The sequence below is a fragment of the Streptomyces sp. NPDC093984 genome, from assembly GCF_044764595.1.
Lineage (GTDB): Bacteria > Actinomycetota > Actinomycetes > Streptomycetales > Streptomycetaceae > Streptomyces > Streptomyces cynarae.
The window spans coordinates 23,336-37,040 of sequence record NZ_JBIWIM010000025.1 but is presented as its reverse complement, the minus strand read 5'-3'; the positions used below and the strand labels follow the sequence as shown (position 1 = coordinate 37,040).

The following is a 13,705-nucleotide window of genomic DNA, read 5'->3' as shown; positions in this document are numbered from 1 at the left end:
CTCCAATACCGGCCCGACACCCTCGACGGCTTCATAGCGGGCACCGGCCTGACCCTCGACGATCCAACGTCACCTTGACGAGCCGAAGTCAGTAAGCAGATGAAGCTGGGACACGGGCCGCCGCCCCTGGGCCGACGCCGTGTCGCACGCCCTCGCCGAGCAGTACGGCCGCTGGACCGTGGGCTGGCGCTGGGCGCACGGCGAAGGGACTTCGACGGGGACCAGTCGGGAACTGGTGCTGCCCCAGGGACTCGATCACTACCGCGGAGACCCTCGCCCGTGTCGCCGCGCGCTTTGCGAGTGGCACGAGTGGCTGGAGAGCCTCATCTGACAGTTATGGGCCACTCGCATGGACGATCTTGACCGGTGGCGAGTGGCGGGCGCGAGTTGAAAGCCCCTAAGTGATCACCATTCGCTTCCGATTGACCGCCCAGGTGTCGCGAACAGCCGCCGCTACGCCTCAGGCATGGGAATGTGAGACATCCGCACAACGAGCCGAGGCTTAGGGGAGTGGCGACAAGGTGACGGCGGCAGGGAACGGCGTACAACCGGTACTCACCCGGGCGCACCGGATCCTGATCGGGACAGTCGTGACCGGCGTCGTGATCATCGCCGGTATCGGCTTCGCCGGCTCGTACACGGCGGTCCGGGAGCTGGCGGTCAAGAAAGGCTTCGGCACCTTCGCCTACGTCTTCCCGATCGGCATCGACGCCGGTATCTGTGTCCTCCTGGCCCTGGACCTCCTGCTGACCTGGATCCGCATCCCCTTCCCGCTGCTCCGGCAGACGGCCTGGCTCCTGACGGCCGCCACCATCGCCTTCAACGGGGCGGCCGCCTGGCCCGACCCGCTGGGCGTGGGCATGCACGCGGTGATCCCGGTCCTGTTCGTCGTCGCGGTCGAGGCCGCCCGGCACGCGATCGGCCGGATCGCCGACATCACCGCCGACAAGCACATGGAAGGCGTCCGCCTCACCCGCTGGCTCCTCTCGCCAATCCCCACGTTCCTGCTCTGGCGCCGTATGAAGCTGTGGGAGCTCCGCTCCTACGACCAGGTCATCAAGCTCGAACAGGAACGCCTCGTCTACCAGGCCAGTCTCCGCTCCCGTTTCGGCCGCGCCTGGCGCCGCAAGGCCCCAGTGGAGTCGCTGATGCCGCTCCGCCTCGCCCGCTACGGCGTCCCCCTGGCCGAGACGGCCCCGGCCAGCCTTGCCGCCGCGGGCATTGACGAGCTTCCGATTCAGTTCACCGTCGAGCGGACCCCGGTTCCCGCCCAGCGGCAGAGCCCCGAACTCGAGGCCGCCGTCGACCAGGAGAAGGAACTGGCGCCGGTGCCTGGCACCCAACCCCAGCCGGTGGAGCAGCCGCGAACCGCATCCCCGGAGCCGTCGCACGGCCTGGCAGACGAACGGAACACCCAACACCTCGCCAACGCCTACCAGGACTGGATCGTCGCCTTCGGATTCGAGCCCACGAGCGCGCAGTTCGCTCTGTGGCTCCAAGACCAGTACGGCATCGCCACCGCGGCCGGCGGGCCACTGTCCGACGAGCAGCTCGAACCCCTGCTGCAGCTCCTCAAACAGCGCCACAGGCCCGCAGCAGACAGCGGGACCGAACCCCAAGCTCCGAACGAAGCGGACGACGGATGGGGTGACTACTTCTACAACGCCTGGCTCGCGTACGCGCAGGAGCATGGGGCGTACCCCGATGCGGCCGCCCTCGCCGCGTACGTCTACGAACGGGACCAGATCACCGGCGGCAACGGCCAGCCCATCACGGGCGCAGACCTGGAGTACTTCGTCTCCGCCTTCCGGCAGCGCGAGTTCGACGAGACAGAGCCGCCCGCCGACGGGGAAGTCACCGAGCCCGCCGCGCAGGCACCCACCGGCGAGCCCCTCCCGAACCAGGACGAACCTGAGGAGACACCGGTCGGCGCGGGCGCGCACCCTGCCAAGGAGACGCGCAGCCCCCGGGTGAGCGCCCCAATCGACGAGCCGCCGGGCGAGGACGACGCGACCGGGGAGCCGGCCGCGCTCACCACCGTCGACCGCTACTACCTCGCCTGGACCGAGTACCAGACCGAGCACGGCGAGGAGCCCAAGGCCGAGCAGCTCTCCGCCTACCTCGCCAGCGAGAAGGGCATGACCGGCCGCGGTGGAAAGCCGGTCAGTCCCTCTACTCTGCGCCGCTACCTCCTGCCGTTCCGTGTCTACAATTTCTGGGCGGAACAGCGGGTGCGCAACGAAGTCCCGTCGCTCGACGCCATTGCGCAGGAGTGCGCAGCCCACGGGATCACCGCGCAGCACAACCGGCCCCTCACAGCCGACTACATCGCCGAGCAGGCCGTCGACTTCGAACGGCGCTGGCAGGCGCTGACCCGCCACCACGCGCAGCCACAGCAGTAAGAAGCCGCGCCCTGCTCGTCACTGCGCACCAGCAAGCTAGTCAGCGCCAACGACTGCGCAATCAAGAAAATCCGCAGTTCAGGCCAGCATTGCGCAGGCGCGATGCCCATTGCGCAGCCAGGTCGCACAACGGTCTGCGCACTGGGCACCCGCCACCGAGACAGGAGGAAAGCATGCGCGCCCTGAGCATCGCCCCCGACACCACCGTCACGGAACTCGACCTGCCAGAGGCCGACGCGCACTCCGCGATCCAAGACCACTTCGGAACGACCGCCACGACCGCCGGGATTGATCAAGGCGTCTATCACCGACGGGCCCTCCTGCACATCCAGGGGGACGGACGCGCGATCGGGCTCGCGCAGAACATCACCGCATGGGCCCTGGCGAGCGCCTGGCGAGGCATCGCCCTGTACCCGATCCACGGGCCGGTCATCGTCACCGGACGTGCTCAGGACGGGAGAGTCGTCGGCCTGGACGACGACCTGGCCCAGCACGTGCACGCGGTTGCGCAGACCGTACGGGAAACACTGGGGGAGTGGCGCACACGGCCGCCCGCGTCCAACGAGGCGGCCCTCAGCGAACTGCTCGCCTACGCGGCCCGGGACGTTGCCCCCAACCAGTAGCGCGCACCGTGCGGCCCTGCGCACCCACGGCTACAGAGCTTTGCGCACCGCCGTGCCCGAGCCATTGAGGAGCTCGTTGATGAGCTGTGTAGTCTCCATCTCCAGCGAGCAGTCGAGCGCCTGGTTGACCTGCTGGACGCGGGAGATGGCCATGTGCAGCCCTTGCCGGTTCCCGGCCGCATACTCGATCCTGAGCCAGTCCCGATAAAGGAGCTCAGCGGTGTCGTCTACGTCGAGACCGGTCGCGACGGCCTGGCGGGCCACGCTGAGGTCGTGGTGCGGGCCCGCAGGCGTGCGGTAGGTGGCCACCGTGTGTGCCACGTCGATGATGCGCGTGACCATTTCCTGCTGGTAGGGCACAGCCCAGGGCAGGGCCTTGCCCCCGAACGGCCGGCCGCGCACCAACGTGAGCGCCTTCTCCAGATCAGTGAGGCCGGAGGGACCCAACGGGAGAGCGCGTTCGACGAGCTGCAGGAAGCGGCTCCAGTCACAGCGCACCCCGGGGGCGAGCTGGTACGGGTCCTCACCGGAACTGCGGCGCGGCACGTAGGGGTTGCCAGCGGGGTCGTTGCCCAGTGAGCGACGCAGACCCTGCAAGCGGGCGTTGAGAGTGCTCGAGGACCAGGGGCTGACGGGATCCATGTCGGAGCACAGCACGTCTGCACTCCGGCCGGGCCGGAAGAAGAGCAATGCTGCGAGCTGCGCCATCCGCGGACCGTGGCCGGTGCTGTCCACGCCGGTCACCTCAACCGGGCCCAACACCCTGATCTCCGGCGCGTGCAGGTCATGCGCCTCGCACTCCTCCGCCTCCGGCGCTTCGCGTTCCTCGAGCGAGGCCTCAGCGGCGTCGGCCTCCGGGGCCTCGTCGCCAACGGCAGTCTCCGCAGCGGCAGGGGGTACGGGAGCCGGGGATGGGGGCACTGCCTCGGTGCCCGGGCCGGGATCGTCGCCTGCCGCCGTGGCGGTGGGCAGGAGCCGCAGTCCGGACGGATCGGCGCTAGCGGCCAGCAGCGCCGGGAACACGCCGCTGCCCGCGTCGGATGCCGCCGTCAGCGACACGCCCGGGACGGCGGCGGCCGCGGCCGCCGCCGGCTCCTCCGGCGCGGTCCGCTCGGGCTGCTGCATGTGGTCGGGCTCGTCCGGGACGTCTTGCCAGGGTCCCTCGGCCGGATGGGACGCCTGCCCGGACACCTTCAGTGCCGTGGTGATCTGCAGGTAAGCGGCGTGTTCCAGGCGCTGCACCGTGATGTCGACGCCGGCGTAGTCGAGGTTCTGCGGTTCATGGAGAGAGGCGTTCAGGATTTCTGCCTCGGGGAGGTGCGCGGCCGCCGTACTCGCGGGGGCGATCAGCGTGACGGGCACCGCCCCCGCCCGAGAGATCACATCGGCGAACTGCCAGGCCGTGTCCTCGTCCAGGGCGGAGGCGCACAGCAGCAGATACGGCTGATGCTGGGTTTCGGGCATCTGGTGGGCTTCCAGCAGGCGTTCGCTCAGATCGCGCAGCGCGTGCGCGGCCTGGCGCATGTGGGCGATCCGCGCGGTGGGCAGCAGCTGCGGCAGGTCCTCGCCGAACCCCACGGTGACGACCTCGACTTCGCTGGCCCACGGGCTCATTCCGAGTTCCAGTGCGAGCGAGGTGCACACCTCGGTGATGTGAACGGGGTTGCCGTCCAGCAGCAGCGCGGGCAGACCGGCGAGGTTGAGCAGCAGGAGATCGCCCGTCTCCGTGCTGCCGATCGTGACCAGACCCGGATACGGTGCCGGTACCTCGCGGGCGTCGTCCTCGTCCAGGACGATGGCGTCGGCGGGCAGGGCCCACCATCCGCCCTGCCCGGAGACGAAGGGCGCCGTAGGGGCCGCGGTGAGATCCTCGGGCAACACCTCCACCGTGCGGGTGCCGATCCGGGCAGCCCGCAGCGGCGGCAGGATCGCGTCCTCCTCCTGGGCCGCCTGGTGGGCCAGCGTCCGCAGCGCCACGTCCAGGCGGGCAGCGCCGCCCGGCTCGGCGGCCGCCGCCAACTGGGCCTCGGCCGGGGATGTCTCCGACGCGATGGCGATCGTCTCGCCGGGCTTGCGGCGGCGGCGTTGCAGCGTACGGCGCAGGGCAAGAGCACCCGTGACGGCGGCCGCCAGCAGCGCGCCGGCACCGAGAACGGTGCGCAGGTTCAGCGGGCTGCTGGCCGGAGCCGTCGCCGGGGTCTCGGACGCCGTGGCGGCGGGGGAGGAGACAGCAGCGGAGCCGGACGCTTCCGCTGACGCCGGCGGCGAGGCGGCAGAGGGCGACGCGCTGACGCTGGGCTGCGGGGTCGCAGAGGCCGGTGCTGACGGAGATGCCTGATCCTGGCCGGGCTGCTCGGCAGGGCGGCTGGCCGCTGCGGTGGGCGCCGACGACTGGGGGGCGGGCGTGGTGGTCTGGCTCGGCGCGGGCGTCTGGTCGGTGCCCGCGCCCGGCTTCTGGCTGGTCGGGGGAGTGGTCTCCTGGCCGCCCGCCTCATCACCCGGGTCACGGTCCTGGGGCGGCTGGTCGGGCTGGGCGCCGGGCACGGTGACTCGCTGCCCCGCGTAGATGACGTCGGGGTTGGTGATCTCGGGCAGGCCGTGCGGCTGCGGCTTGCCCCGGCTGGCCTCGAACAACTTGGGCCACTGGTCGCCGTCGCCGAGCTCCCTTTCTGCGATCTTCGACAGGTAGTCGCCGGAGTGGACGGTGACGACGTGCCCGTCCTTCGCGTCGGCAACTGGCGTGCTGCCGGCCAGCTGGGTACGGACGCCTCCCGCAGCCGTGGCGGTCTCGGGCATCTGAAGCTGCCAGCCGGGCTGTAGAAAGCTGTTCGCGCGGAAGACAGTGCCGTCGGCCATGGTCCGTCCCTCGTTCAGGTCGGCGATCTCCCGCCACCGCTCGCCGTCCCCCAACTCCCGCTCCGCGATGCCCCACAAGCTCTCCGCCGGCCGCGTCTCACGCACCGTGTACGTACGTGACGCAGGCGTGCTTGCGGAGGATGCGGGTGCGGCCTGGTCGGCTTGGGCGGCTGTCTGCGGGGCTTGGACCGTCTGACCCGCCACGCGTCCCGCCGTGGGGGCCGGTGCGGCCTGGGCATCGGAGGCCAGGGCTGAGCTGGTGGGCAGCAGCACCAGGATGCTGCCGATCAGCAGGGCCGCGGCGCGCTGCGAGGCGCCCATCCCGCGCGGGGCGTGCCAGGTGCGGCCCCGCAGCTGTGCGATCAGCTCGCGTACCGTGCAGAAGCTGAACTGCGCCCACCCGATCCAGCCCGTGCAGACGAGCAGCAGCAGGAACACGCTGCCGGTGTCCTGCCGGTCCAGCAGGTGCAGGACGTCGTCGTGGCTGGCAGCCCAGATGACCGGGGTGGCCCACGCCAGCAGCAGCGGCAGCCCGGCGACCGCGGCGACCAGGACCAGCAGACTGAGGCCGGCCTTGAGAACCCGCACCTGGGTCCGGCCGGCGGTTGCGGCGGGGGAGGGGTTGGTGCGCATCAGTTTCCTTCGTCGGGTGCGGTGACGCCGTGCAGGAGGGTGGCCTTGCCGTGGCCGGTCACCGACAGAGAGCCGATCCCGACCACCGACAGGAACTTGGTGTCGTAGGTGCCGGTGACAGTGACGTTGAGGGTCTTGCCGTCGCCGGACACGCTGACCGTGCCGGTGGCGCCGGCGGAGCTCAGGTAGGACTGGGCTGCGGCGGTCGCCGCTTGGGGATCGACGTCGATCGCTCTCCCGCTGATCGCGTCGGCGGGGTCGATGGCCTGCCCGCCTGCCCGGGCGGCTTCGCCGGCGATGTAGTCCGCGCGTTCCGTGGCGCGCATCTTGCTGCCGCCGTCGACGGCGACGCCGATGATCCCGATCAGCGCGAGCACGCACACGGCGACGAACACGGTGACGCCGCCACGGTCGTCGAACCGGGCCCGGCGCATCCGGTGCGAGATCATTAGTACCCCCGTGTCGGAAGATTGGCAGGTTCGGTAGCGGCCGTCACTGCAGGTCGCCGTTCCCGTTCCTCCAGGTCGTCCGGCCCAACCGCGTTGGAGCCTTCCCCTGGCAGCCCGGTTGAGAAGATCCCTTGGGCCGCCACCCCAGTTCTCGCTGCGCCCCGATGGACACCCCGTCGGGGTCTGGACGCAAGATCTGTGAGTAGGCGACCGCGACGCCATCGCGGACAATGTCGCTATGACGCGCTGGTTCCGCAGCTACTGGGCCAAGGAAGACATCTGGTTCTACTTCGAGGCCGACGCCGACGGCTGGGTCACCCGCCAGGTTGAACTCCAAGGACCACTCCAAAAGCCCATCGCCGCAGCCTCGTTGGCCGAATGGGAAGCCGCCCAGCAGGCCGGAGCCCTCGCAGAGTACGAAGCGACGTTCGGCGCCACGGCGGAGGTGCCCGTCCACGAGTGGGACGCCCACGACCCGCAGGACCTCACCGCCGCAGAGTTCGAGACCGTCTGGCGCACCGCACGAGCAGCCTGCCAAGCAAGAGCACGAGTACGCTCGACGCACGGAACGTAAACCCACGTGCCCTCGCGCGCTCACTGCTCGGCCCCCATACTTCGGTTCGTACTCCACGGCACTTCAGAATTCGCGAACCCAAGAGCTCTCTGCCGGTACTGGTCGACCACGGAGGTGGCGGTCGAGGTGAGGGTGCGGGCCCCCGGCACGCCGGGGAGGAGAAGGTCGGACAGATTGACGGTGCAGGTCACGGTCGCGGTGACCGTGCCGACCTGCCCCACCGGCACGCTCAGACCGCCGGTGTTGACGCGGACGGATGTCGACGCGCATGTGATGCCCTGGTCGTTGAGGGACTCCGCGGCTGCTGACTGTGCGGCGCTCTGCGCGGACCCCGCGGTGCGGTGAATGGAGGCCTCCCGTGCCGCGTCCTCGGCTGCCGCATCGATCTTCGCGCCGGAGGTGACGATGCGTCCGCCGGCGATGGCCATACAGATGAACATGATCAGCGACGGGAGGATGATGGCCGCCTCGATCGCGGCACTGCCCTCATCGCTGCGAAGCCTGTGAGCCAGGCGGGCCATGTCTCGCACGTGATTCACTCCCCCGGGACAGTCCAGCGCTCCACCGGGCCGGACGCCGACTGCGTGACCCGCAGGCCCGACAGACCCGGGATCATCGACAGGGCCGTGCCGGATACCTGGACCCGCACACGCTGCCCGTCGCTGCTGGCCGTGACGCTGTAGCCGCGCAGGCTGTCACCCGCAGTGCGCCCCAGCACGGCCCGCGCCTGGGCCGCGCCGTCGGCCGGACTCGACTGGTAGGCACGGGCCGCGGTGGCGCCTTCGCGGGCAGCGGTCAGGGCGATCTGCCGTGCGTAGTACCACATGGAGGCCTGGATGACGGCGACCGTGGCGAGCAGCACGAACGGGAAGATGATCGCCATCTGGATGGATGTGTCACCGCGGTCGTCGCGCCATCTTCGCCCCTGCCACCAGTCCTTCAGCCGCTCGGGATGAGCCATCACAGCCCGTTGAGCTTGCCGTTGTACTTGGCGATCACGACGGCGATGGTGCCCGCGATCAGCACGGCGCCGGTGACGGCGGCGACCCAGATGATGACGGTGGTGGTGCTGATGTCGCCGCGGTCCGGACGGCGGGTGGCCTCCTCCAGCCCCTCCTGCAGACGCGTGCTTAGTCGGATCGCTGCACGGTTGGCGCGTCCGATGACGCGGGAACCTCGGCCGCCGTGGGCGGGCCAGCGGGAGGCTGTGTCCGGGCCGGCGTGCGGGTGGGTGATCAGCCGGATCACAGCACGGCGCGTGCGAGCTGCGGTGTACCTCATGTTCTTTACCTCTCTGGAGCGTTGTACGAGTCGTGGTGGTCTCAGACGGTCAGCATGCGGATCACCGCGGGGAAGGCCATCAAGAGCATGACCAAGACGGCGAGCAGGGCTCCGGGCGCGGTCATCTTCTCGCTGGCCGTGTTTGCTTCTGCGGCCTGATCGGCCAGCAACTCGGCATTGAGCGCCGCGGTGCGGGCCCGCAGCGCCTTGTAGACGGCGGCGCCGTCGGTAGCTGAGCCGCGCATGATGTCGGCGACGTCGTCCAGGACGGGCAGGTCGTACTCGTGGGCGAGTTCCGTGAGCGCTTGATAGGGCGGGATCTTCTCCAGCCGGGCCCGGCGCAGTGCTCCTTGGAGATAGAGGAAGGGCCAGCCCTCGCCGACCTCGGCGGCCTTTTCGAGGGCCTCGGCGGGGCCGGCGTCGGCGGCTCGCTTGAGCGCGACCAGGTCGAGGTAGGCGGACAGGGCGTGCGCGAACTCCTCTCGTGCCCGCTTGGCCTGGTCCCGCACGGCGAGATCGGGTGTGATGAACAGCAGGGCTGCGACGATGAGTCCGACGCCGGCGGGCACGTAGAACGGCAGGCCGACGCCCGCGATGATCCACGGGATTGTCGCAATCACCGGGCAGAGCAGACCCAGCGCGGCGAACGCGGTCTTCTTGAGCATGAACTGGCCCGGGCCCTGTCCGAGCAGGGCCAGGTTCGTAGTGGGGACCTTCACGCCCGGGAGCCGCTCGAGGCGGGCCAGCAGCCACCGGCCCCACACCTCCTCGCGGTCCAGCTCCGGCTCGGGCATCGTCAAGGACGCCGGGGCACTGCGCTTGAGGGCCGGCCCCAACGCGGGCTGGGGCTGCAGGAGTTCCCGGATCAGCAAGGCGACGCCGGCGCCGACGGTGCCGCCGGTCACGACAACGGGGAGCAGGTTCACGAGGCGGCTCCTTCCGGTTCCCGTGCGGTGATCGGCGGGTCCGGCTCCGGGGCGGGCGCGGGCAGCCGGACGGTGCTGGCTGGGTCGGTGACCAGGAAGCGCGGGACGCGCCGGAAGGAGCCCAGCTGCCGCATCAGGGCGAGTACGCCGATGAACCCGGCCGTCAGGAAGGCCAGCACGAGCTGTCCCAGCAGCGTGGAGTACGGCTTGGTGTAGGAGGGCACGAAGAACCCGGCCACCACGACGCCAACGGTGATGATGGTCATCCACCGCACGGTGGTGCGGGGCTTGGCGCGGTCCGCCTCGATGGCGCGCTTCTTGGCGACCTCTTCGCGGACGGTGCCCGAGAGGTCCTCCAGTGCCTGAGCCAGGCCGGGGCCGCGGTCGTTGACCGACAGGATGAGCGCGGCGACCACCTTGTCCGCGGTGACATCGTCCAGTTCCTCGGCGAATGCGCGGAGCGCTCCGTCCGGCCGCCACCCCAGGCGCAGCCGGTCGGACAGGTTGATGATCTGGGGTGCGAGTTCGTCGGGCGCCCCTTGACGGCTGGTGATCATCGCCTGTTCCAGGCCCATGCCCAGCCGGAGCAGGCCGGCCAGCCGCTGCGTCCACTCGCTTAAGCCCTCCAGCTGGCCGATGCGGTCCTGCGCTATCTGCGCCGGGGTGATCAGCCAGGGCACGCCGATGACGGCCGCGCCGAGTAGCGCACCGCCGACGAAGTTGCCCGAGACCAGCCACACGGCGACGAAGACCACGACGGCCGCGACCATGAGAGTGCGCCGCCGCATCCGGGCGTCCTCGCTCTGGTTCTTTCCACCGCGCAGGCTTGCCTGCCAGCGCTTGAGCAGGGGGGCCCGGCGTGGCGCAGTCGTGCCCACGACACCCGCTACGACACCGATCAGCCCGCCGACCACGGCCATGCCGCTGAGCAGCCCGAACAGAAGCGTCATCGGCCCGCCCCCACCTTGAGCGGCAGCGGCGCCGGCCAAGCTCCATACGACTCTTGGAGCAGGCTCGAGTCGAAGCCGACGCGGCGCAGGTCATCGATGCAGCCCGGGTCCATCCTCGGCACCGCCCGCAGCTCTCCCCACTCAGCTCCGGGGGCGAAGATTTCATTGGTGGCGGGCCGGCCGTTCTCGCCGATCCCGGTCAGTTCCAGGACGTGGGAGACGTAGCGGTGGCGGCGGCCGCCGATCTGCGTCTCGTCCGTCATGTCGACGTAGACGATGAAGTCCAGGCCGTTGGCGGTCTGCCGGTAGGCGAGCTGCTCGGAGAGGTTCTCCTGGGCGAGCGCGTACAGCTCGGCGATTCGGTCGAAGATGATGTCCGGGCGGCGCGCGTGGATGGTGCACAGGTTGCCGCCGGAGCCGTTGGTCAACGCCTGCATCATGGCGACGACTTCGGGGCCGCGGACCTCGCCGACCACGATCCGCTCCAGCGACATCCGCAGCGCGGGGTGCATCAGGTCCAGGAGCGTGACCTCACCGGCGCCGCGCCCGGTGACGTCCTTCTCCCCGTTGGACTCGCGGCCCACCAGGGACACGACCTGCTTGTGGTAGCCGTTGGCGTGGGCGAACAGCTCATCCTCGGTCTGGATGGTCGCGAACCGGCACTCAGGGTCGAATTCCTTGAGCATCGCTCGCATCAGTGTGGTCTTACCGGCCTTCTGCTTCCCCGCGATCATGATGTTCTTCTCGGCGCGTACGGCGGCGCCGAGGAACTCGCGCAGGATCGGGTCGATGGTGCCCAGCCGGACCAGGTCGTCGAGGTCGGCGTGGGAGACGCGGTGCCGGCGGATGACCGCATACGTCATCGGCCCGAGCCCGGTGATGGCCTGCAGGCGCGAGCCGTCTTGCAGGGACAGGGCGAGGGTGGGGTTCGCGGTGGAGATGGTCCGCTCGCTGTGCCCGGATCCCCGGGCCAACTCCCGCAGCAGCTCCAGCAGCTCCTCTTCGGAATCCGCGATCGGCCCGACCCGGCGGCGTTCCCCGTCGCCGTAATCGAGCCACACCTCGTTGGGGCCCTGGATGATGATGTCCTCGACCCGGTCATCGTCCAGGTACGGCTGAAGCCGGCCGGCCCGAAAGAGAAGGTCATACACGGCGCGCCGCAGCGCCTCGTCCTCCTGCGGCGTCATCGCCTGGGCATCCGACCACAGCGCGACGGCCTCGGCGATCCAGTTCAGGCAACGCTGCTCCTCGCTGGCCCGGTCCATATCGGGCTTGGTCTTGAGCAGCTCCTCGCGCTGCTTGGCGACCTGGGACGCAATCTCCCTAGCCACCCGGTAGTCGACAGTGACTTGAGGAGCCGCCGCCCCGAGCGCCTGGGTGCTCGAGGCAGCGCCAGCCGGTGCTGGCGCACCGTTGCTCTCGTGCACCCACTGCTGGGGCAGCGGTGCCACCGTGGGGTCGGGGTGCAGGGGCTTAGCGCGCATGGGTCACCTCCCCGCCTGCCGCGTGCAGGCCGCGTGGATCGAGGCGGGCCCGGCGCATGGCGGCCCGCTGAACAAGCAGCGTGCTGCCCATGCGGGCGGCCTTCATCAGCGGCGACCTGGTGAAGTGGCGCGGCTGTTCGGCACCGTCCGACAGCACCCGGGCGTCCTTCGGCGCATACGGCAGGGTGGCGATCACCGGAACCTGCAGCACGCGCTGCACCTCGCCAGCGGGGTACGGGCCTTCGCTGATCATCAGCACGCTGACATCGCCGACGCGCTCTTCCAATGCACGCACCCGGCCCTCCGCTGCCTGCAGGCAGCGCAGGGTGTTGCGGACCACCACGAACGTGGCGTCGGCCTGCTCGGCCAGGACCCCGGAGGGCCCGTACGCCCCGCGGCGGCCGAGGTCGATGAGAACGTCATGGCCGCTCTCGGCCTCGATGCCACGGAACATCTGCGCGAGGATCTTCCAGACCTGGTCGAGGCTCGCCGACTGTGAGGGGTCGGTGATGCCGGGCAGCAGCAGCCGGTCGCGCGGGGAGTCCTGCTTGCCGTCCTCGCTGCTCAGGTCGATCAGCTGCCGCCAGAAGGCGTCGCTGAACTCGCCTTTTCGGGCGGCGACCGAGAGGTTGCGCAGCCCGTACCGGTCGCCGAGCGTGCCCTGCAGTAGGCCGTGCAGCACGGCCCCGCCGTCCGGGTCGCACTCGGCCAGGATCATCCGCCGGCCCGCCTCCAGCGGCCACGACAGCAGCAGGGCGAGAGCGCTCGTGGTCACGCCGGGCGCACCGCTGCAACCAGCGAGCGCGATCACAGCCATCAGGCGCCGTCCGGGGCAGCGAGGACCAGGCGCAGGGTGCCGGCCGCCTCCCATGCGGCGGCCGTGGGCCCGTCAGTGGCAGAGGTGGCCACGTCGACGACCACGATTCCCGTACCCGGGGCGGCGCTGGATGCCTTCACGACCCGGCCGTCGATGGTCTGCGGCGCGGCGTCGGACGTCTTGCCGGTGTCCGTCGTTCCCTGAGCAGGGACGTGCACCAGCTCGACCTTCTGGCCCGGCACCAGCGCGGTGGCCGGGATCTGCTTGGGTTCCAGGCCGATCGGCACCAGCTGCTCGCCGGCCTTCACCAGCGAGTCCTTCGTCACCTGCGAAGGGGCGAGCAAGGAGCCGGGCATGAGCTCGACGGCGGCTCGCTTGCCCACCACCGACTTCAGGTCCACGGCGCGCACCGCCTTGACGGCCGGGTCCAGGGCGACAGACGCCTTGCCCAAGTCGTCCTCGGTGAGGACCTGGCCGACCTGGACATCGCGGACCACGGTCACCACGTCCGTGCGGTTGCCGACCTGGAGCAGCAGGACGGCAACACCAGCGCCCCCGGCGGCGATCAGCGCCAGCGACAGTGCGATGACACCGGGCCGACGCCTGCGAGCCGAGACCCGCGGCGGCACCACCGGTCCCGCCACGCGTCCCTGCCGGGGGAATCCGTTCGGGGCTGTGTCTACACGTTCTTGGGTCTTGCTCACCGTTCT

General features: G+C 70.3%; 13 protein-coding genes. 3 read left to right on the top strand and 10 right to left on the bottom strand.

All coding sequences use genetic code 11. The features are described 5' to 3' along the window. The first annotated feature begins 521 nt into the window (after positions 1 to 521). Positions 522 to 2,402 carry a DUF2637 domain-containing protein gene (locus ACIRC0_RS37670; RefSeq protein WP_403626019.1) on the top strand — a complete coding sequence of 627 codons (1,881 nt, stop codon included), beginning with the start codon at positions 522 to 524 and terminating at the stop codon, positions 2,400 to 2,402. A 173-nt stretch (positions 2,403 to 2,575) separates the two neighbouring features. Further along, positions 2,576 to 3,025 (top strand): hypothetical protein, encoded by a 450-nt coding sequence (locus ACIRC0_RS37665; RefSeq protein WP_403626016.1) that lies wholly within the window; start codon positions 2,576 to 2,578, stop codon positions 3,023 to 3,025. Positions 3,026 to 3,055: 30 nt separating this feature from the next. Here ACIRC0_RS37665 and ACIRC0_RS37660 read toward each other — a convergent pair whose 3' ends face one another. Continuing rightward, a complete protein-coding gene (locus ACIRC0_RS37660) occupies positions 3,056 to 6,514 on the bottom strand; it encodes a hypothetical protein (protein ID WP_403626013.1) in 3,459 nt (1,152 codons plus the stop codon). Further along, on the bottom strand, positions 6,514 to 6,963 hold the full coding sequence (locus ACIRC0_RS37655; protein ID WP_403626010.1) for a TadE/TadG family type IV pilus assembly protein: 450 nt from the start codon (positions 6,961 to 6,963) through the stop codon (positions 6,514 to 6,516). The genes ACIRC0_RS37660 and ACIRC0_RS37655 overlap by 1 nt, the downstream gene beginning before the upstream one ends. Positions 6,964 to 7,201: 238 nt before the next feature. Here ACIRC0_RS37655 and ACIRC0_RS37650 point away from each other — a divergent pair, with 238 nt between their 5' ends. Next, positions 7,202 to 7,537, top strand: a complete 336-nt coding sequence (locus tag ACIRC0_RS37650) for a hypothetical protein (protein WP_403626007.1) — start codon at positions 7,202 to 7,204, stop codon at positions 7,535 to 7,537. A gap of 20 nt (positions 7,538 to 7,557) precedes the next feature. Here the strand turns inward: ACIRC0_RS37650 and ACIRC0_RS37645 are convergent, their stop codons facing one another. The 8 genes from ACIRC0_RS37645 to ACIRC0_RS37610 all read right to left on the bottom strand — a co-directional run bounded on the left by ACIRC0_RS37645 (position 7,558) and on the right by ACIRC0_RS37610 (position 13,699). Next, entirely contained in the window at positions 7,558 to 8,058 is a 501-nt protein-coding gene (locus ACIRC0_RS37645; RefSeq protein WP_403626004.1) for a TadE/TadG family type IV pilus assembly protein, read from the bottom strand. A 14-nt stretch (positions 8,059 to 8,072) separates the two neighbouring features. Next, a complete protein-coding gene (locus ACIRC0_RS37640; protein ID WP_403626001.1) occupies positions 8,073 to 8,498 on the bottom strand; it encodes a TadE/TadG family type IV pilus assembly protein in 426 nt (141 codons plus the stop codon). Next, on the bottom strand, positions 8,498 to 8,677 hold the full coding sequence (locus tag ACIRC0_RS37635) for a hypothetical protein (RefSeq protein ID WP_308286723.1): 180 nt from the start codon (positions 8,675 to 8,677) through the stop codon (positions 8,498 to 8,500). Before ACIRC0_RS37635 ends, ACIRC0_RS37640 begins: the two co-directional genes overlap by 1 nt. A 182-nt stretch (positions 8,678 to 8,859) precedes the next feature. After that, on the bottom strand, positions 8,860 to 9,744 hold the full coding sequence (locus ACIRC0_RS37630) for a type II secretion system F family protein (RefSeq protein ID WP_403625998.1): 885 nt from the start codon (positions 9,742 to 9,744) through the stop codon (positions 8,860 to 8,862). Further along, positions 9,741 to 10,694: a type II secretion system F family protein gene (locus ACIRC0_RS37625; protein ID WP_403625995.1), complete on the bottom strand. Its 954-nt coding sequence runs from the start codon at positions 10,692 to 10,694 to the stop codon at positions 9,741 to 9,743. The genes ACIRC0_RS37630 and ACIRC0_RS37625 overlap by 4 nt, the downstream gene beginning before the upstream one ends. After that, positions 10,691 to 12,178 carry a CpaF family protein gene (locus ACIRC0_RS37620; RefSeq protein ID WP_403625992.1) on the bottom strand — a complete coding sequence of 496 codons (1,488 nt, stop codon included), beginning with the start codon at positions 12,176 to 12,178 and terminating at the stop codon, positions 10,691 to 10,693. The genes ACIRC0_RS37625 and ACIRC0_RS37620 overlap by 4 nt, the downstream gene beginning before the upstream one ends. Further along, positions 12,168 to 12,995, bottom strand: coding sequence for a hypothetical protein (locus tag ACIRC0_RS37615; RefSeq protein ID WP_403625989.1), 828 nt, complete (start codon positions 12,993 to 12,995; stop codon positions 12,168 to 12,170). Before ACIRC0_RS37615 ends, ACIRC0_RS37620 begins: the two co-directional genes overlap by 11 nt. Further along, positions 12,995 to 13,699 carry an SAF domain-containing protein gene (locus ACIRC0_RS37610; protein WP_403625985.1) on the bottom strand — a complete coding sequence of 235 codons (705 nt, stop codon included), beginning with the start codon at positions 13,697 to 13,699 and terminating at the stop codon, positions 12,995 to 12,997. The genes ACIRC0_RS37615 and ACIRC0_RS37610 overlap by 1 nt, the downstream gene beginning before the upstream one ends. Between the last annotated feature and the right edge of the window lie 6 nt (positions 13,700 to 13,705).

Excerpts from the sequence above, each read along its gene's own strand:
- ACIRC0_RS37660 (WP_403626013.1), bottom strand. The coding sequence starts at position 6,514 with ATGCGCACCAACCCCTCCCCCGCCGCAACCGCCGGCCGGACCCAGGTG.
- ACIRC0_RS37650 (WP_403626007.1), top strand. The coding sequence starts at position 7,202 with ATGACGCGCTGGTTCCGCAGCTACTGGGCCAAGGAAGACATCTGGTTC.
- ACIRC0_RS37640 (WP_403626001.1), bottom strand. The coding sequence starts at position 8,498 with ATGGCTCATCCCGAGCGGCTGAAGGACTGGTGGCAGGGGCGAAGATGG.
- ACIRC0_RS37645 (WP_403626004.1), bottom strand. The coding sequence starts at position 8,058 with ATGGCCCGCCTGGCTCACAGGCTTCGCAGCGATGAGGGCAGTGCCGCG.
- ACIRC0_RS37620 (WP_403625992.1), bottom strand. The coding sequence starts at position 12,178 with ATGCGCGCTAAGCCCCTGCACCCCGACCCCACGGTGGCACCGCTGCCC.
- ACIRC0_RS37615 (WP_403625989.1), bottom strand. The coding sequence starts at position 12,995 with ATGGCTGTGATCGCGCTCGCTGGTTGCAGCGGTGCGCCCGGCGTGACC.
- ACIRC0_RS37625 (WP_403625995.1), bottom strand. The coding sequence starts at position 10,694 with ATGACGCTTCTGTTCGGGCTGCTCAGCGGCATGGCCGTGGTCGGCGGG.
- ACIRC0_RS37655 (WP_403626010.1), bottom strand. The coding sequence starts at position 6,963 with ATGATCTCGCACCGGATGCGCCGGGCCCGGTTCGACGACCGTGGCGGC.
- ACIRC0_RS37665 (WP_403626016.1), top strand. The coding sequence starts at position 2,576 with ATGCGCGCCCTGAGCATCGCCCCCGACACCACCGTCACGGAACTCGAC.